The organism is Caldicellulosiruptor kronotskyensis 2002 (genome assembly GCF_000166775.1).
GTDB lineage: Bacteria > Bacillota > Thermoanaerobacteria > Caldicellulosiruptorales > Caldicellulosiruptoraceae > Caldicellulosiruptor > Caldicellulosiruptor kronotskyensis.
In genome coordinates this window covers 770,789-790,038 of record NC_014720.1, presented here as the reverse complement: position 1 = coordinate 790,038, position 19,250 = coordinate 770,789, and the positions used below count along the sequence as shown (strand labels likewise).

Below are 19,250 nucleotides of genomic sequence, written 5' to 3'. Positions count from 1 at the left end.
ATGAACATCATACCACACAAAGAAAAAATTTTGAATCTTAGATTCTGTATTCTGAAAAATCTGGTTTGATAAAATATCTCTTTTGATTCTGCACTTTTACTTCATGAAGACCAAGCTGGCTCAGCAAAAGATTCTTTTCAACTTTGTACATATTGTGCAAGGCAGAAAGTACATGTTTTGTATTGTCTGAAATACCATGCTCATCAAGCCTTCTTGTATCACCTGTTTTAATAACTTCCATAAACAATTTTACAGTGCTTGCGCTTGTGAGCAAGTTTTGAAGTCCTTCCGCCTGGATGTACTGTTGATATTCAGGATTTTGTTTCATTTTCTCAAAAATTACTGAATCAATTCTATCATCAATCTCATATGTTCCAGAAGGCTCTCTAAATGTTCCGAAGTTTGAAGCAAAAAACCCTTTGAATGTTGAAGTTCCGGTTGCACCACCGCCACCGCCTCCTCCACCTCCCGGTCTTGGTCCAAAAGAGGGGCTTGGAGTTGGTCCAAAGTATGGTGGTTTATTAATTGTTGGTCCGGTTGGGAATAAGTCATCGTCATCAAAATTTTTGTTATCTCTCAAAGCCACTGCTCTGTCTTGTGCAGGTACTACAGCATAGCTTTGCTCGTCAGTACTTTCTGACTGCGCAAACCTTGGTGGTCTTCTTGGTAGTCTTATCATAGAAAGTACATTGAATGCATTGTAAAAACCCTTTAACATATTTGAGAGCGAACCGAGCGCCGGTCGTGCAAGGTTTAACTCATCAATCCCTGCCCAACGCTCAAACATGTTTTGTAAAAGGTTTCTAAGCGTGTCTGCAACCTTTGGGATTGAGTACATTGCGATAAACCCAAACGCCCATCCTGTCCAGCCTGCTGCTGTGAATATGTGTACCGTTGCCATATAGGTAAATGCATAGAAAAATGCCATTGATACATTTGTTAGAATTTCACCAAACCAGACATCAAGAAGCATCGAGTCTCTTTTGATGCCCCACATCAGGATTGCTACTGGAGTAAACAGGAAGAATATCCCCAGTATAAACTTCCTTACCATGAATACGATATTGATTTTTGCCCACAGTGGCAGGTACAGTGCTTTCATTATGATAGTGTTAACAGGGTTAGAACCACATACATGAAAAAAGAATGTATCAATTATACCCTGCTTTTGTATAATTTCTTCTGGGTTTTTTTCGCCCAGTATTTGCAAAATCTCTTTGTAATTTTTTATCGAACTTTCTGACTGGTCATATCCTAAACCAAAAGCATGTAGTATAGTTACAAACGTTTTATTAGAATTTGTTGTGTATAAAAAGCTGCTGTTTATAGCACTCTGAAGCCACATTGTAAGAAGTGAGAAAAACTCAAACATCAGATACAATATCCATGGAGCTGTTGCAATGACAAGCAGTGACATAAACCATGTTGTAATTTCTTTTGTGAGCGATACTCTCTCCGATGCTGTTATGCCACTAAACATTAATTTAATTGCTGTCTTGCCAACAAGAATTATAATAAAAACAGAGCTGACTGATGCAACAATCCAGTAAAATTTTAAAATGTAATCCATCTCCTTATCACTAAACGGATTTCCTTCAAAAAACAACTGATTCAGTGGTTTAAATCCTGCAAGTTTTCCAAACCATTCAATTGGTGTCACAATGAATGCTGATAGAACGTTTATTATTGCGTTTACAAAGATGTCTATTTTATCACCTATATCAAATAGTATTTTCTTGAGTGTTGGTTCATTTTCAGGATTTGTGAAAGTTATTTTTGCAATGTCTATGAGCTGCTGCTGGTAGGAAAGCATAATACCTACAACAGTAGAGAGAGCAAAAATAATTATGCTGCCCGCCAGAATATACTTTGACCACTGCATGATTTTTGCTCTCTCTGTGCTGTCTTTGTGAACCATCAGTCTTATGAAAAACAGGGTTATTGAAACAAATAAAGAAAGAAAACCAATTGCAAGAACAACATTAAACGCAAGCTTTATTGTTTTAACTGCTGTAGAGTCCCCTGCAAAGACAAAAACAGGTGTAAACGATAAAAGTAAAACTGCTGGCAGGATTATGTTTGGTTTTTTCATATTTTACTCCACCCCTTTATGTTGTTACGTATTCCCACTCAAAGTCAAAAGGTGTTATTTGCACAAATATTTTCTCTCTTGGGTTGATAAGGATTCCCTGTCCTTTGTCACTTGAGGTTATGATTTCTGTTGTTCGTTCTGACAGTCTGAAAAACTCAGCAATCTGTGCTGCCATGTCGCTTTCCTGTCGCATTAAGAATTTGCTTGCGCACATGTTTATAATTGCTCTTCCTGTGTCGTTCATGAGAAATTCAAGCAGTGTCTGAGAAGCTATCATCAAAGATATTTTATACTTTCGACCTTTACGTGAGATAAATTCTAAATACTCAGCTGAAGCCTGATATCTTGTAAACATCCATGCCTCATCAAATATTACTACTTTCTTTTGACCTTTTAACTTTGCGTTTGAAAACTTGTTCCATATCCAGCTGAGTATATTGACAGAAGCAAAAAACTTCAAGAAATTGTCACGTTCAAATTCTTTTAAGTCAAACGCAATGATTTTATCATCAGCATCGATTGTTGTCTGACAGTCAAAAAGCGATAACGACCCTTCACCAACAAAAACCTCCATAGCTTTTGCTAAAGCCTGTGTTTCGCTTTCTTTATAAAGCTCTTCTCTCAAGTCGGATAGCGTTGGAAGCTGCTTTTTGATTTTTCCTACAAGAAGCTGTCCTTTTTCATCCATTCTGGCTGAAGTATAAAGGCTGTCAGGGTCGGATGTTATACCTCTGTCATAATAAAGTTTTCTTACAATTCTTTCAATTGCCGCCATCTGAACACCGTCAAGTTTCTTTCCAACATAGTATTCAGAAATGATGTTTAAAATAAACCTTATATCTGCAACCTTCGAGTTAAGGTCTATAAACCTTTTTCCTTCTTCCTCTTCAACCTCAACATCAAACGGGTTTATACCAAGCTTTTCCCCTGGTTTTATCCTTATATACTTTCCGCCAAGCATGGTTATTATCTTTTCGTATTCACGTTCAGGGTCAAGAACACATATGTTGTAGCCATACGCTGCCATTCTCCCGAGCATAGTTTTCATTGTTGTTGACTTCCCTGCACCCGTTGTTCCGAAAATTGCCATGTGGGGATTGGGAAGTTGTTTGTCAAACTGGTTATAAAACACTGGGCTGTTTGTTATCACGTTGTAGCCGATGTAAAAACCTTCATCATATGTTATGTCTGTGTTTCCTACTGGGAACAGGCAGGCTGTAGAAGATGTAGTCATTAGTCTGAACTTTTCAAAGTATCTCAAGTTTCTTGGACCAAGCGGAAGGCTTGATAAAAAACCTTTTTGCTGCTCGAATGACAAACATCGCATGTTAAGTCCCAAAGATTCTGCAAATTTTGTTATCCTGATACAATCTTCTTTCAGTTTTTCAAGAGTTTTTGCGTACACAACAATAAATACCTGTGTCATAAGAATTTTCTCAAGGCTTCTTTGCAGTGACGACCTCAGAGCGTCATACCATTCTATCTGTGCTAAAAGCTTGTAATCAGGTTCACCTCTTTGAAGCATTGCGTTTGATTTCATTGCGTTAATTCTTCTTGTAATATCTTTGATAGCTTCCCCTGTGTCCCTTGGCTCAATAAATACTGAAATAGCTATTTCTCCTTTGTCAAGAAGGCTGTCAAAAAAGCCTATATACATTTCGCCTGGATAGTCAATATCAAGCACATACACCCTGCAGTAGTTTTCTGGACCAAGATAGATATAGTCAACATTTTCTTGAAATGCATCAGGCAAGAACAAATCAAATATATCAGGTGTTAGTTCAAACATACTGTTTTCATGTTTGAGCTGTGCGGTATTCTTGCTTAAGTTCTTGTTCTTTGTCTTCAATTTCATCAGCTATTATCCCCCTTCCAGTAATTATACTTGCAAGCGCACCGCTCTTGACCGCTTTTGACAAGAGAAGGGTGCTTCCTCTTCTAAGCTGGCTTCTTAGAAGCTCAAGAACAGAAATTCTATCAAGCTGGTACACTTTTATTGATGCACGTCTAAATAGTTGAAAGAGCTTTTTTTCTTCAAGATTTAACTTGTCAAGTGCAATGTCCTGTCTTTGTTCTGCCACAGATAGTATGATGTAGTTTTTTCTCACAAAAAACTCATCACTTGTTCTCATATACTCAAGCCTATCTTTCAAAGCTTTTGTATACCTTTTTATTGACTCAGGAGTTTCAATATTATTTAACACACTGTCAAGCATATCAATATATCTTGTAATTTCTACTCTTTGCACCGTTGTGAAAAGCTGAACAGGAATATCGATCGCACGAACAATAGTAATCAAATCATTCTCAAAAAGCTGCTGTTCTGACTCAGAAAGCAAGCCGAAATCCAACGTGGAAAAATAATAAATTCTCGTATAAGTGTTCTCGCCTATGCAGATCGTGCCATCTTCTAATATGTTTGTAATATCAAATAGACTCTTAAGGTCTCCCTGAGTTTCTCTCTTTTTTATTTCACCACCAGTAGAATTTTTACTTTTGCCCTTTGTTTTCATGTATATTGCAATCATTGCAGCAATGCCTGAAAGTAAAATAAGCAAAATTACAAACAATAACCACATCTATTTTCTCCTCCTGTACAGAAATGTTCGCTGTGCGGTGTAAAACGATATTATTCGCCTGAAATATTTTGTAAGTGTGTCGCCTTTTATCTTCACAAATGCAATTGCAAGCCCTAAAACCATTGATACCGGAACAAGGGTTACAAACAAGATTAACGAACGAGCAAAAAGAGCAAGAACTACTGGAGTAGCAATAAAAATAGCAATAATTACAAATTGTCTTAATGTCAAGACTCCAAAAAAAATCTTATCTTCAAACTCCCTCTCAAAAGGTACCTGAAATGTTCGCATACCTTTTCCCCTCTCAAGTGAAATTCTAAAAAGAAGCAAAGAGGGCTGTCCAGTTTTTGGACAGCCCTGAATTTTTATATCGTTCCAAGTTTGCCCAGAAGCCATACAAGAAAACCACCTACTGTAAGTATCAGACATAGACCAATTGCTCCAATTAGCTTCCACGAAAAGTTCGACATTGCTTCCGACCTTTCTCGAGCATCTTTAGCTGTCATGATTTTTGCAAAAAACCATACCGCAATAGCTATAAGTCCGACAAACCCAACTATTGCAGCGATGGGCGCAATGATATCTTTTACGACGTTAGCTGCAACATTGCCAGGGTCTTTTTGCGTAACTCCTGCAGTTTTAAAATAACCTTGTACTGTCTGAATCGGATCTGTTGTTTTAGCAGATTGCTTATTTGTATTCGTTTGATTATTCGAGTTTGCTAAAACTGGTACTGTGTGAAGCATAGCTACAAATGTATACAACAAATAGATTATTTTTTTCTTCATCTTTTTCACCCCCTTTCACCTACTTTTTAAAGCTATAGAAAAGTGAGATTAAAGATGGGCCAAAGATTCTTATAAACCAAGCCACAAAAATTCCGGTAAATATTCTTTTTGCTGTTTTTGTGAGTCCTTCAGAGTGTGTAGGTATACCAATCATCAGGCATATGGCAGCAACTATTAAAAAAATAGTGGACAGCGGTTTTAACCAGTTGTCGAGAAACATAAACAAATTGTAAAAAAAATCACCTGCTTTACCCATAAATTGTTCCGGAGTTACAGGTGGGAAGAGTTCTTTTAGTTTCTCCAAAACTATCACCTGCCTTTTTTGTTATTCTATGTAAATAGTAAAAAATAAGAATAGCTTATGAGCTCGCTTGTTTCTTCCACCATCCTTCATATTCAGCTCTTAAGACTGATACGACTATGACATTGTTGCATTCGTATTCATATGCAACTATAACAGCATCGTTTTTTCTTATTAGTTTCTCAATATAAGCCCCCTTTTTTTTCTGTGCAATTATCTCGCCAAGAAACACAATTTTCATTATCGAATTTGCTGCTTCATCGTCAGAACATTTCTCTATTCTTTCTTTGTACCTTTTAATAGCGTGCCAAGTTATTCTTATGTTCATGCTAAGCACTTCCTTTGTGGCATATATAGTTATTTAATGAAAATATTGTCAGTTACTCAGAAAAGGCAAACCCCATTTAATCCTTCGAAAAAGACTAAATGTTTCAAAATTTGTTTAAGAAAAATTTAGGCTATTACTTCCTGTGCAATTTCTATATCAGTTCTACCTTTTCTTCTTCTGCCTGCAAAATTAGGGGATTTAATTACTTTTGGCAGACAAGTTGGCACAAGTGCACCGTTCACACTATCCATACGCACATACTTGCCACCGCCAATATATTTGTAGCAGTTAGCAATTGATTCCCAGAATCTTGTCCATGGAGTCATTCTTCTCTCTTCAAAGGATAGGTACAGAGAATCCTTGTAATGCTGCATTGCTACAATTGAGTCCAGATACTTTTTATCTGATACTACAAAGTCCCATATGTCCGACTCAGAAATTACGCCTTTCTCAAGCAGTTCTGCACATTCTTTTTTCAGCAGTTCAACTCTCTTTTGTAGTCTTTTATTCTTTATGTAGTTTTTAATGTATTCGATTTTCCTTCTTTTAGATTCCTGTTTTCTTCTCTCTCTTTCTTTTTCAAACTCTTCAATGTCTATTAGTCCATACTTATTGATATAGTTATATACAGTCTGTCTTGAGATTCCTATTCTTTTAGCTACTTCTGTGACTGACATTTCCTTTTCGAAAAAGTAATACTTTATTTTCTCTGCCATTTCCATTTTTTTGATTTCTCTTTTGCCAATTTTCATGAAATATTACCTCCTTCTTTCTTAGCAGTGCTTTTTGTTTTATAATAAACCCCGAAGGGGGTATTGCCATGGGTATTGAACAGTTTAAAATTGAAAACTTAACAGCTGTACTGGAAGATGTTTTAAAGTTTTTAAAGCAACAATCTGAGCTAAAAAACAATTCTATAACATTTCAAGAATTTGTCAGTTACTGGTTTGAAGCTTATGCTAAGATAGCAGTTAAACAATCAACTCAAAAAAGATACAAAGAACTTTTAAAACCGGCTATACAGGCAATCGGTAGCAAACCTTTATCTGATGTAAAACCTTTAGATATTCAAAAAATTTATATCAGTCTAACTGGAAAAATATCCGATTGCACAATTCTCAAATTACACAGACTCTTGCATGAAATTTTCAAACATGCTGTAATGTGGGAATATATCAGTAATAATCCTGTGAAAAAGGTTTTGCCGCCGTCGCCTGAGAAAAAAGTATTTGATGTTTGGGATGCTGAAACTGCCAAAAGATTTTTAGAAGTTATCAGGAACGAAACCATTTACTATCCTGTGTTGATAGCTCTACATACAGGCATGAGGGCCGGAGAAATAGTATCGCTCAAATGGTGCGATGTTAATTTCGAGGCAAGGATAATTAGTGTAGTAAAATCAGTGCGAAACAATAGAGGATTAAAAACGTCAGATGTAAAAACAAAAACCTCAAAGCGTTCTGTTTATATCAATGATGTTTTGTACTCTGAACTTAAGAATCTATATGAAATCACCAAGCCAAAGCCTGATGATTTTGTCTGCCCAAGACTTCCTACTGGCAACCTGACTGTTGAATACTTGTCAAAAAGATTCAAAAAGTTAGTAAAAAGATATAACTTTCCAGTCATAAGATTCCACGATTTGCGTCACACTTTTGCAACGCTAATGTTGTCATTGGGAGTAAATACTAAAATTGTTGCTGAGATTTTAGGTCACAGCGACATCAAACTCACAGCTGATACTTACTCTCATGTCCTACCAACTATGCAGGAAAGTGCAATGAAGGAATTTATTAAGCTTTGGAAATAAGGATTTGATTTTTGAGGTGTAACTCCAGACTTGAAACTCCAAAACCGTTGGCTGGGGGTTCGAGTCCCTCCGCCCCTGCCATTTTTAATACTTTTGATAATGAGAAAATAAGGGGCTGTATAAACAACAGCCCCTTTATTTGTTTTTGTATCTCTTACTTCTTAGCTCTATTGTATGCATTTATCCTAATTGTTATCAAGCGTTGTAGACCAACTTTATTGAGAACATTCAGATATTGTTGCCAATCTTTGTTATTACTTGGGTCTAACTGACCTGTTACAAACTTCATGCAATATTCATCCACAACTGCCATAATATTTGATTCTAACTCAGCTCTTTCTGCCATTTCTTCTTTTGTATACATCATAGGTTCTTCCCTGATGTAGTAATACTTTGGCCTATTCATAAACGTTTTTGCAAGTTCTGCATATATAGGAGCATATGTTTCTACAGCCTGAGGATATGCCACCATAAACCCGTTCGGTGCTGCAAATGGAAATCCATAGTCTTGTAAGCTATATTTACCCGATGGATTGGTTGGAGTTTGAATATGGTCCATATATACGTATTTGTTTCCTTCCTTTTTATAAGTAACACCATATTCACCATAAGTATGGAATATCTGACCTTCTTCACTAAGAGCCCAGTTCAAATACTGGAGAAGTCTATCTAACTTTTCTTTGCTGATGCTTGAATTAAACCCATGACCATCTGCAAAGTGCAAAGGATTTCTCTTGAAAAAGTACGCTTTTCCAGGATATGCTGTTGGTGTATCCTTAGACCATACCCAGTTTGTATCCTTATCTGTATTTCTATACAGATTGTTGTAAGTTCCTATATTTGCAGGATATGCCCACATAATTATTCCTTGCCCTTGGGTTCTGAACTTATCTAACTGATCACGAGTTGCTGTTGCATATTCCTTCCATATACAACCTGCTTTATAAAGTTTATTTATTAAAATTAAAGCTTGACGGTAATTATTTTGATTGAACGCAAAAGGTACAAATTTCTTGGTAAGTGGGTCTACATAAGAAATCTGTCTTGGTGCAAGTTCAGGCAAACCATACATTAAGAATATCCCAGTAAAAGCCCAAAGACTTAAATTACCAGAAACTGCATTTGCGTGCAGATAAACAACTTTACCTGTTTTCTGTCTTAAGAATATACATGTTTTATAAAACTCATCAACTGTGGTTGGAAACTTTAAATTATATCTATCAAATATCTCTTTTCTGTACAAGAAAGCCATATCCACTGGTGCTATGCGCCTACCATGGAAAGAATAAACCTTGCCATCACTGTAACGTACTATTTTATAGAGGTAATCCCATTCTTCCTTTGTCCATATTTTTAGGTAATTGGGCCATTTCTTTTTTATTTCATCCGTGGTAAAACCAATCAAATATCCTGCTGCAATCCATTCATTTAAATTATACTCAGGCCTTAAAGCACGTATCCAGTCTGGTGCCATATTACTTGCAAAAAGCAAAGACATTTTTGTAACATAGTCACTTTGAGGAATATATATTGTTTTTAAATCAATGCCAAATTTTTCTCTCAATTTCTTTTTATACAAATCTGTAACTGCTGGTGGTTGGCTCGAAGTTGTATGAGTAGTAATTGTAATTAGCTTTTTATATGTAGCTGCTTTTCCAAATGAAAATCCCAGAGTTACAATAGATACTAAAAAAGTAATTGTCAGAAAAATCACAAATATTTTTTTACCTTTCATCTTCTCATCCTCCCTCTTTGCAGATTTTAATCTTTTAATTAATCTTTTAATGAACCTATCATAACACCTTTAACAAAATATTTCTGTACAAATGGATAAACAGCCAACATTGGAACCATCGAAACAAAGAGTGTTGCATATTTCACCCCCTTTGCGTTGATCAAACCCAACTCTTGCCTTGCACTCAAATCACCTGCTTCAGCTGCTTGCTGAAGTGTCTGTGCAAGCATTATAATATCTCTTAAAACAAGCTGCAAAGGAAATTTTTTTTGGTCACTTAAAAATATCATTGCATTAAACCAAGAATTCCAATGCCCCACAGCATAATAAAGACCTACAGTTGCAAGTGCTGCTTTTGAAAGTGGTAAGACTATCCTTGTAAAAATAACAAATTCATTTGCTCCATCAAGATAAGCAGACTCTTCTAATTCATGTGGAATATTTTGGAAAAATGTTCGCATTATGATAAGGTTTGTTGTGTTAATTGCTCCAGGCAATATCAATGCCCACATTGTGTCATATAATCCTAAATTTTTTACTAATATAAAAAGGGGAATTAAGCCACCTGAAAAATACATAGTTATGATAACAAGCCAAGTATAAAAGGACTTCAGCGGCAAACTTTTTCTTGATAGTGGATAAGCAAATGAAGTAGTCAAAATAAGATTTATCAAAGTCCCTACAACAGTATAAATAACTGAGTTTTTAAATGCTCGAGGTACTGCCCCCGCTGTAAATATCATCTTGTATGAATCTAACGTAAAACCAATTGGAAAAATAGTAACTATTCCTCTGTTGTTTGCATCTGCACTACTTAAAGATGAAGCAAACACATTTAGCACAGGATATAAAGTTACGATTAACACAAATATCATAGTAATATGGACAATTAACGTCAAAATTTTGGTTGATAGTGAATTATCTTTCACCATAGAATTTCGCCTCCACTAAAAGAGTCCTGTTTCTGTAACTCTTTTTGTAATCTTATTTGCTATAATGAGAATTGTGAGATTTATCAATGAGTTAAAAAGTCCTATTGCAGTTGTATAGCTATACTCACCATATACAAGACCCCTTCTGTAGACATATGTACTTATAACATCTGAGGTTTCATAATTAAGAGGACTTTGCATAAGTAAAACCTTTTCTGCACCCAGCGACATAATGTGCCCAATTCTCAAAAGAAGCATAATAACAATGGTAGGCATTATTGATGGTATTGAGATATACCTCATCATTTGTACTCTTGTTGCTCCATCTATTACAGCGCCCTCATAAAGTTCCGGATTTACATTACTAAGCGCTGCTATATAAATTATTGCTCCCCATCCCAAATGTTGCCATATATCGCTTATAATATAAAGCGGTCTAAACCATCTTGGGTCAGCCATAAAATATATTGTTGGCAGCCCCATCTTCTGAAGTATCATATTTACAACACCATCAGTTGGTGATAAAAACATTACCATCATACCGATTATTGCAGGAAGAGAAATAAAGTGAGGTAAATAGCTAACTGTTTGGACAAATCTCTTATAAAAGCCGTCGCGAAGTTCGTTTAGAAAAAGAGCAAATAATATTGGCAGAGGAAATACAAATATTATTTGATAAACATTAATGAGAACTGTATTTCTTATTAATCTCCAAAAGAACGGATTTTCGAAAAATCTTATAAAATGTTTTAACCCTACCCATTCACTACCCAAAATACCTTTTCTAAAGTTATAATCTTTAAATGCAATAATTACTCCATACATCGGAATATAATGAAAAATTATGTAATAAAGAACACCTGGTAAAGCCAATAGATGAAGATACTTAGTCTTTTTCATTGATTTCCAAAAAGTTTTAAAGCGAGTCTGAAAAGTTTCTTTTTTTGAGAATGTAACTTCCACTATGTTCACCTCTCTCTTTTTGAAATACTTCAAACATACTATAAATATTAAATTTTTCCAGAAGGGACTGTCTTCTTTTAAGTCAAGACAGTCCCAATACCGTTACTTTCTGTTGATGTAACGGTTGTAAGCTTGCTGATATATCTTTATTGCTTCGTCTATCCTCATTCTTTTCAATCCTTTTCTCAGCTGTTCAACATCGTTGAGTTTACCTGTCATAAGTCTTACAAACATCTCATCATAATAAGTATTAATAACATTCATAATATCTGCCAGTTTCTTTGCTTCATCAGACGTAAATGAAAGAATAGGCAAAAGTTTTTTGTTAGATGCATATCTCCAGTTCTCACTTGCTTCTTTTTGTTGTGGGAGCCCTAAGCCTATCTGAAGAGCATTTTCTTTTGCCTGAATAAATGGCCCCCCAAACGAAGCACATGCATATCTTGCAAGTGCAGAAGGCCTATCAAGCTGTGGGTTGTTCATAACCTCATCAGTGTACACCGGACGTCCATCTTTTATAACATAACTTTTTCCTAACACGCCAAAATTGAGTGCCATAAATCCTTCCTTACTCCATCCCCAATCAAGAACCTTCATTGCAAGCGGAATATTTTTACAGGACGTGGTAATAGCAGCTCCACTTTTTGCAAACTGGGGTTCACGATGGCTAAACTCTGGTTTTTGCCCTTTCTTAAGAACAGGATACTTAACACCCATTAAATCTTTCTTTAGATTTACAAAGAAAGCTAAGTCTCCACCAATTAAACCTAAAAATGAACCTATTAAATCGTTCTGAATATTTGCTCTGATTATATCTCTGTTCATAGTAAGTACATCTGGGTCAATTAACCCTTCCTTCCACCACTTTTGAAGTGTCTTTATAAAATCTGTATATTGAGGCTTTAAAGGACCGTATTGAATCTTATTATTCTCGACAAAGAAATCAGTTTTGATACCCCACGCACCTACTAAAAAGCTGCAATAATCAAAAGCTCGTCTTGGACTTGTTGCACCGCCTAAACTAATAGAAAACGGCCTTTCATCATTTTTACCATTCCCATTGAGGTCGTTAACTTTAAAAGCTTTTAACATCTTGTACCATTCATCCACAGTTTCAGGTGGATTAATTTTTAATTTGTTCAACCAATCTTTTCTTACAATTGGTCCATAAAAAGTACCTTGAATCTCAGGGTCCTCTCTTAAATAGGGAAAACAATACAAATCACCATCGTCTGTCACTATCATCTTTTTTACATCAGGATGTTTTGACAAATATGATTTAAAATTTGGAGCATATTTGTCGACATATTCATTAAGCCTTATAATTACCTTGTCTTGTAAAGCTTTTACAGGACCGCCTGGATAACTATCCACCCAATTCCAATAAATAATATCAGGAAGTTTTTTGGATGCAATCATTAAATTCAGCTGGTCTTGGGCAGCAGTACCTCCCATTGGAGGATGGATAAATTGAATATTCACATTTAGCTTTTTCATAAGAAGTTGATATGCCGCAATCTTACTATAGTTATCATACGAAACTGCAACTTTTGCATCCATCTGGACAAAATAGGTAATAGTAGGTTTTGTAGCTGCCAAACCCACTTTAGGATTTATCGCTAACAAACTAATCACAAGCGCAAACACTACAAAAACACTAAAAAGTCTCCATACTTTTAATTTCTTTTTGTCGAACATCGAATTTAGCCTCCTTTTTTCTCGTTTATTTTTTCTGATTTTTAGGTTACTGCAAGAGCCATGTTTTATCAACCTTCAACTATTTAGAAAGGGAAACAATTTCTTAGGTCAGGATACATTTACTTTTTAAAATCAAGGTACAATTTTATAGAAAAAACAAACCCCCTGCTTATAACAGGGGGGTAACATATTAAATAAGCTTTTTATTTTTAAACTTCTCTTAGTCTTTCACAAAACTCACTCGGCAAGATTCCTATTACTTTTTTGAAAGCTCTTCTGAATGTATGTGCATTAGTGTATCCTACCATTTTTGCAACCTCATCAATGTTATATTTACCCTTTCTTAAAAGTTCACAGGCCTTTTCAATTCGCAGTTTTTCGATGTAATCGCTAAACTTCATACCTGTCTGTTCTTTGAAAAAGAATGAAAAATAAGAGTTCGAAAGGTCAAATTGTGAAGCCACAAAAGATATACTCATCTGAGAGTTATATAAATTTGAATGTATAAAATCTAATATTTTTTCTAACAGCTTTTCATTGTGACTTTTTTTATTCTGGTCCATTATTTTAGAAATTTCAAAAAACTTTTTAGCAATCTCTTCAAAAACTGCTTCTAAGTCTTGTTTTTCTTTTGTAACAAATAGCTGTTTTAGTTCCAAAGTCGAAGCAATCGAACTATCACACCTGTTGAGTACTTTAATGAATGTAGCCAAAAGCTCATTTAGAAAAATAATCTTCAGATTTTTACTGAGATTATTTTCTCTAAAGTTTTTCTCAAAAAGCATATCAAGTATAGATTTTATCTCACCGACACGCCCTGCAAGAGTAAGTGAAATAATTTTTTCTTCTATTTCTAACGGATAGTATATTACATCTGATTTTTGCCATTCATCAGCACAGATTATATTGTTTTCTATCTCTTCATACTTCAGTGAAATATTTTCTAATAATTCTTTAGCATCTAAAAATGCATATTGAACATCAAATAGACTGCTACATGTGCGTCCTAACACTATCAATGGGGTTATAGAATACTTTTCAGTTATCTCCCTTTGAATGGTTTCAAATAAATCTTTTGTTTGTTTTTTTACTTCTTCATCATTTTCTATATCAAAGCCCACTAATATTGAGACTTCGTTTTCTGATATAGTGTGTATGTAAATAGGACCCTCAAAATTTCTCTTCAAAATTTCTTCAATAGAAATCCTGTATAAATCAAGTTCATTGAGTATACTTTTGGTAGCCTTTTGATATTCTTTTAATATTCTTATAATTGCCACTGAAAATCTTTTTGAATCTATGTCGAAATTCAAATACTTCATTAGTTTCTCAATCTTGCTTTTGTCATCGTAGTGACCATATAAAAGTCTTTCAAAGAAAATTTCTTTTAATATAAACTGCTGGTTCTCAAGCCTTTTAGAAAGTTCTATTTCACTTTGCAATAAATTTGAAATCTCCTTTTTAATAAATTCAAATTCTTTTTCGTCTTTATTTAAAGCTGGCCTTGCCCTTTTTAAAATACTTAAAATTTCAGATATAGGCTTTTCATTCCTATAAGCAAAAATTATTGAAAATATAAAACCTAAAAATAATGCAACAAGTAATACTATAATTGTAACCTTTCTTAAAAAGTAAACCTCTTTCATAACAACTTCTATAGGAAACTCGGCAACATAAATCCAGTTATTCAATTGCGATTTTACATATGTTCTTATTACTTTGCTTCTATTTATTTGTACAACCATAGAACCTTCTGATTTCTCAAAATTTAAAGAGTTAATATTGTTCAACATTGTTAAATTTGTTGAATAGCTTGAGATGACTTTTCCTTCTTCTGAAAGTATATAAGCATTCCCTTTTAAATTTTCTACAATCTCTCTCAGTAAATTTTGGATTTTGCTTTCGTCAATGAATATTGCAATAACTCCATCAGGATTGCGTTTTTTCCAAAATGGAAACGAATAAACATATGTTATAACTTCTTTTTTTATTCCGTCTACTACAACATTTGATTTTGGCAAAAAATCTTTGTAATGAAATCTGCTGAAAAGGTAAGTATACCACTCTTTAAATGACATCTTCTCATATTTAAAATTATTGTTATAAAAATCATTCATCCCAAAATAAAGTACAGAATTGTAATAAATAGTGTCATTGTGTTTCAGTGCAACTAATAATGATATATCTAATTCGTCTTTCAAATTAGAAACAATTTTACAAAAATTATTGTAATATTCCCAAAACCAATATATATCAGGAGAGCCTTCTGTCGGTTTATTTAAAGAAGAAATCCATTGAAGTTTAGAATCATATGCCATCTTTATTGCTATTTCATCTATCTTTTCTATTCTGCTGTCAATAAGATTTTTTAATTGATTTAGCAAAAATAATGTTGAATTAACTGAATTTTTTTGAACAACAGCAACTGATGTGTTAAATACAATCAATGATAATAACAAAGGAATAAGAAGTATTGATATATATGATATTAGAAATCTTTTAAACACAAACGACTCTTTAAATTTTTTAAATAACATAATTAATATAGTTATCCCCCTGTCTTTGTATCCCTGTCTCATAGTTTATATATTAATTCAAGATACAATTTAAGTCAATCTCAATAAATATTTTTATATATTTATTTTTCGTTTTGTTAAACATGACTATTTTGTTTCACTTTAGGCTATAAATTAAATAAATACTTTTTACTGTTGTGTCTACTGGTATTAAATGTAATAAAAGGCTGCAGGATTATCTTTATTCCCGCAGCCTTTCATCCTGTGTCATCCTAACAATGGGTAAAAAAGCCTTATTCTTCAAGTATCCTTTCTGCCTCTTCCCTGTATGCATCCATCACATACGGAATGCCTGATATTTTAGCAGCATCTTCGGTAAGAGCGATGAGGTCTTTTCTTGAAATTGTAGAGATTCTGAAGTTTCTTGACCCTGCCATAAGTTGCTGCAAACCTGTTTTGAACTTTTGAACAAATGTATAGATACCAATTGCACCAAGAGGTATATTCTTTATCTCATCACCATACTTTTCACGCAGCTCTTCATATGTTATAAATATTTCTTCTGGTGTTGAACCATACTTGGATACTGTTTTTGGTAGATTACCTTCTTTTAACCACTTTTCAATATTCTTGCCCACCATACCTGGTATCATTAAGGCTCTTCCCATACAAACAGCTTTTACATATGGTGCACCCATTGCAATTGCTTTGAACACACCATCTTCTGTTGAAAAACCACCTGCGATTGCAAGGTCTGGAACTCTAAAACCTTTCTTTGTAAGCTTTTCAGCAAACTGATATGCCAGAGCTTCCAAATAGAATGTTGGGATACCCCATTCATTCATCATTGGCCACGGGCTCATGCCTGTGCCACCTGGTGCACCATCAATTGTTATTAAATCAAGTTTTGCCTCAGCACCAAACCTTAGTGCCATTGCAAGTTCAACAGCTGAATATGCTCCTGTTTTGAGTGTTATTCTCTTAAATCCAAGTCTTCTGAGCCGTTCAATCTCTTTCAAAAAGCTTTCTTTTTCAACAAATCCAAGTCTGGAATGTCTTTCAAATTCTCTTATAGCACCTCTTTTAAATGCTTCCTGAACATCTTTTTGAGTTGGGTCGGGCAAAACAACATATCCTCTCTTTTTGAGTTCTAAAGCTCTTTCTAAGCTCTTTACCTTTATCTCACCGCCTATACACTTTGCACCCTGACCCCACTTGAGCTCAATTGTATCAAGCCCGTGTTTTTCAATAACATATTCTGCAACACCAAGGCGAGTATCTTCAACGTTCATTTGAACTAATATTTCGCCCCAGCCCTCATGAAATCTTTTATAAGTATTTATCCTTCTATCCATTTCAGGGGACTTTTTAACTTTTCCATCTGATGTGAGTTCAAGTTCAGGGTCAACTCCACAAACATTTTCTCCGCAAACAAGTGTGATACCTGAAATTGCAGCACCTACAGCAAAATGTTCCCAATTCTTGCGCGCAATTTCTGTAGAACCAAGAGCTCCAGTGAATATAGGAACCTTCATTTTAACTTTCTTTTCCCAACCATATTCAGTTGTCGTATCAACATTAGGGAAAATAGCTGTATCTGGATTTGGTTCAACTCCTTCAGGAAGCCCTTTTGCTCCAACAGCATAACCCTGAATGTTCAGATGTGAATAATCAACAGGATAATTTTTGTCAGCACCAGCAGTCACTTCTCCAAAAGGTCCCGGGTATAAAACCTCTCTTCCTCTAAAAGAGGCCAAAAAGATTTCACAGTTTCCCTGACACCCATCCACGCATCTTGTACAAATTCCTGACATTGGCACAACATCTTTTGAGCGGTTAAACGTACCTGTTGCTTCATTTGCATTTGGTCTTCTTAAATTCATTTTATAACCGTCCTCCCTTTCTACAAAATTTTTTATTGAAAATTAAAATTTGGTGGCTCAATTACAAATCAAAAGTAAATATAGTAATTACAGAAACTACTATTTTTAATAATGAAAGCAAAACCTTCATTGCTGGAATTTTGTATTCTCTCACTATATATCTAACCTTTCCAGAAGGTCCACATTCAATTTCATTTACATAATCAACTTTTATCGAAATATCTCCAAACTTGCTTTTAATATTTTTTATAAACTTCTCAACCTCTCTCTCATTAAATCCATTACCTTTTACAATCTTCAGCGTCATATTATCTAAATTATGCTGAACAAGTTGATACTGCAGCACACCTTCCATCTCTCTTGCTAATATATTGAAAAAGTGACTGTCATAAACCTCTCCATTCTTTGTGACAAATATCTCATCAATCCTACCATCTATCTCCTTAATAGTTGGAAATCCTACTCCGCAGGTGCAGTCTTCATCATCAAGTGTCACTACATCGCCAAGTCTATATCTTAGCCTTGGCATTACATAATTGTGAAGATCTGTTACCAAGATTGATTTCCTCTTTTCATTCTCTAATCCTTCGATATCTACAAACTCATAAAATCCTGTCAAGGTCATCAAATGCATCTTACCTTTTGGACACTCATACGCTATTATTCCGCCATCCCTTGCCCCATATTCGTTTATTACAGGGCATTTAAATACCTCTTGAATTAAATCTCTTTGATATTCATATAAATTTTCAGCTGTAGTTACAACCCCTTTGAGTTTCAAATTCAAATCTATACCATTTTCTTTTAAAAGGTATGCAAGCTTATATACTGCAGAAGGATATGCGTATATATACAAAGGTTTGAATTTCTTGATTCTTTTTGCAATCTCATTGACAGTCTTTTCGTTTATATCCCATGAAGAAATAATAAGTCTATTTTTTAGAATTCGTTCTTTAATCCTACTTTTTAAATTCCTAACACTACCAATGTCATTTCTTGATGCCCAAAGCATCAGACACCTGTCACCAATATTTATTCCCCACCACGAAAGCCCCAAATACCTTGCTGCTTCATACCACTCAACAGTTTCTCTATCCATATAAAACTTCACAGGCTCTCCTGTAGACCCGCCTGTTCTATTTAAGATGCACTTTGAAAGATCTGCTTTTTCTGACAAGAAAAAATCTCTGTTTTCTGAAAACTCTTTTTTCTCCAAGATGGGAAATTCTTTTAAAGCCTTTTCTGGACAAGATTCTATATCTTTTTTGAGATAGTCGTACTTTTTATATGCTGGGACATGTTCAATACAATACAACAACAATTTTTTTAGTTCTTCTCTCTGAATATCTTTAATTTTTTCTTGAGAAGCTCTACTATTTTGAGCTAAAATTTTTAGTTTCTTTCTTATCGTGTTCCCTTTAAAAGTTTCCATCAGAGAAAAGAAAACATTTCTTATCAAATAGCCAATAACATCCATATCCAAACTCCTGACTGGGTTTTTTATTTCATATTCAAATTATACCATATACTTTAAAAAACAAACAATAGATTAAACAATTCTAATTTGATTTTTATTAAAGATAAATAAATATGTCTCTTGCCATTTTATAAAAAATGGACAAGAG

Annotated in this window: 16 protein-coding genes; 1 reads left to right on the top strand and 15 read right to left on the bottom strand. The window is 34.5% G+C overall.

The features are described 5' to 3' along the window. Nucleotides 1-37: 37 nt before the first annotated feature. The 8 genes from CALKRO_RS03215 to CALKRO_RS03180 form a co-directional block, all read right to left on the bottom strand. Nucleotides 38-2,092, bottom strand: coding sequence for a hypothetical protein (locus CALKRO_RS03215; protein ID WP_013429681.1), 2,055 nt, complete (start codon nt 2,090-2,092; stop codon nt 38-40). 16 nt (nt 2,093-2,108) lie between these two features. Beyond that, nucleotides 2,109-3,947: a VirB4 family type IV secretion system protein gene (locus tag CALKRO_RS03210; protein ID WP_013429680.1), complete on the bottom strand. Its 1,839-nt coding sequence runs from the start codon at nt 3,945-3,947 to the stop codon at nt 2,109-2,111. Further along, nucleotides 3,889-4,671, bottom strand: coding sequence for a hypothetical protein (locus tag CALKRO_RS03205; RefSeq protein WP_013429679.1), 783 nt, complete (start codon nt 4,669-4,671; stop codon nt 3,889-3,891). The genes CALKRO_RS03210 and CALKRO_RS03205 overlap by 59 nt, the downstream gene beginning before the upstream one ends. Then, a complete protein-coding gene (locus CALKRO_RS03200; protein WP_041741905.1) occupies nt 4,672-4,962 on the bottom strand; it encodes a PrgI family mobile element protein in 291 nt (96 codons plus the stop codon). 74 nt (nt 4,963-5,036) lie between these two features. Then, complete coding sequence (locus CALKRO_RS03195; RefSeq protein WP_013429677.1) at nt 5,037-5,459, bottom strand: hypothetical protein; 423 nt, start codon at nt 5,457-5,459, stop codon at nt 5,037-5,039. 19 nt (nt 5,460-5,478) lie between these two features. Next, a complete protein-coding gene (locus tag CALKRO_RS03190; protein WP_237699122.1) occupies nt 5,479-5,772 on the bottom strand; it encodes a hypothetical protein in 294 nt (97 codons plus the stop codon). 46 nt (nt 5,773-5,818) lie between these two features. Further along, nucleotides 5,819-6,088 carry a hypothetical protein gene (locus CALKRO_RS03185; RefSeq protein WP_013429675.1) on the bottom strand — a complete coding sequence of 90 codons (270 nt, stop codon included), beginning with the start codon at nt 6,086-6,088 and terminating at the stop codon, nt 5,819-5,821. A gap of 125 nt (nt 6,089-6,213) precedes the next feature. Next, the gene (locus CALKRO_RS03180) at nt 6,214-6,840 is read right to left on the bottom strand and encodes a helix-turn-helix domain-containing protein (protein WP_013429674.1); all 627 of its coding nucleotides are present in this window, start codon (nt 6,838-6,840) and stop codon (nt 6,214-6,216) included. A 68-nt stretch (nt 6,841-6,908) separates the two neighbouring features. Between CALKRO_RS03180 and CALKRO_RS03175 the strand changes: the two genes are divergently transcribed. Further along, the gene (locus tag CALKRO_RS03175; RefSeq protein WP_013429673.1) at nt 6,909-7,898 is read left to right on the top strand and encodes a tyrosine-type recombinase/integrase; all 990 of its coding nucleotides are present in this window, start codon (nt 6,909-6,911) and stop codon (nt 7,896-7,898) included. A 154-nt stretch (nt 7,899-8,052) separates the two neighbouring features. Here the strand turns inward: CALKRO_RS03175 and CALKRO_RS03170 are convergent, their stop codons facing one another. The 7 genes from CALKRO_RS03170 to CALKRO_RS03140 all read right to left on the bottom strand — a co-directional run bounded on the left by CALKRO_RS03170 (nt 8,053) and on the right by CALKRO_RS03140 (nt 19,102). Further along, nucleotides 8,053-9,633: an ABC transporter substrate-binding protein gene (locus CALKRO_RS03170; RefSeq protein ID WP_013429672.1), complete on the bottom strand. Its 1,581-nt coding sequence runs from the start codon at nt 9,631-9,633 to the stop codon at nt 8,053-8,055. Nucleotides 9,634-9,671: 38 nt separating this feature from the next. Beyond that, nucleotides 9,672-10,565 (bottom strand): carbohydrate ABC transporter permease, encoded by an 894-nt coding sequence (locus CALKRO_RS03165; protein WP_013429671.1) that lies wholly within the window; start codon nt 10,563-10,565, stop codon nt 9,672-9,674. 15 nt (nt 10,566-10,580) lie between these two features. Beyond that, nucleotides 10,581-11,528, bottom strand: coding sequence for an ABC transporter permease (locus CALKRO_RS03160; RefSeq protein ID WP_013429670.1), 948 nt, complete (start codon nt 11,526-11,528; stop codon nt 10,581-10,583). A gap of 102 nt (nt 11,529-11,630) precedes the next feature. Then, nucleotides 11,631-13,226, bottom strand: a complete 1,596-nt coding sequence (locus CALKRO_RS03155; RefSeq protein WP_013429669.1) for a type 2 periplasmic-binding domain-containing protein — start codon at nt 13,224-13,226, stop codon at nt 11,631-11,633. A 209-nt stretch (nt 13,227-13,435) separates the two neighbouring features. Then, nucleotides 13,436-15,763: a helix-turn-helix domain-containing protein gene (locus CALKRO_RS03150; RefSeq protein ID WP_041741540.1), complete on the bottom strand. Its 2,328-nt coding sequence runs from the start codon at nt 15,761-15,763 to the stop codon at nt 13,436-13,438. Nucleotides 15,764-16,035: 272 nt separating this feature from the next. Further along, the gene (locus CALKRO_RS03145; protein ID WP_013429667.1) at nt 16,036-17,625 is read right to left on the bottom strand and encodes an FMN-binding glutamate synthase family protein; all 1,590 of its coding nucleotides are present in this window, start codon (nt 17,623-17,625) and stop codon (nt 16,036-16,038) included. 61 nt (nt 17,626-17,686) lie between these two features. Then, nucleotides 17,687-19,102 carry a phenylacetate--CoA ligase family protein gene (locus CALKRO_RS03140; protein WP_013429666.1) on the bottom strand — a complete coding sequence of 472 codons (1,416 nt, stop codon included), beginning with the start codon at nt 19,100-19,102 and terminating at the stop codon, nt 17,687-17,689. Nucleotides 19,103-19,250: the final 148 nt, after the last annotated feature.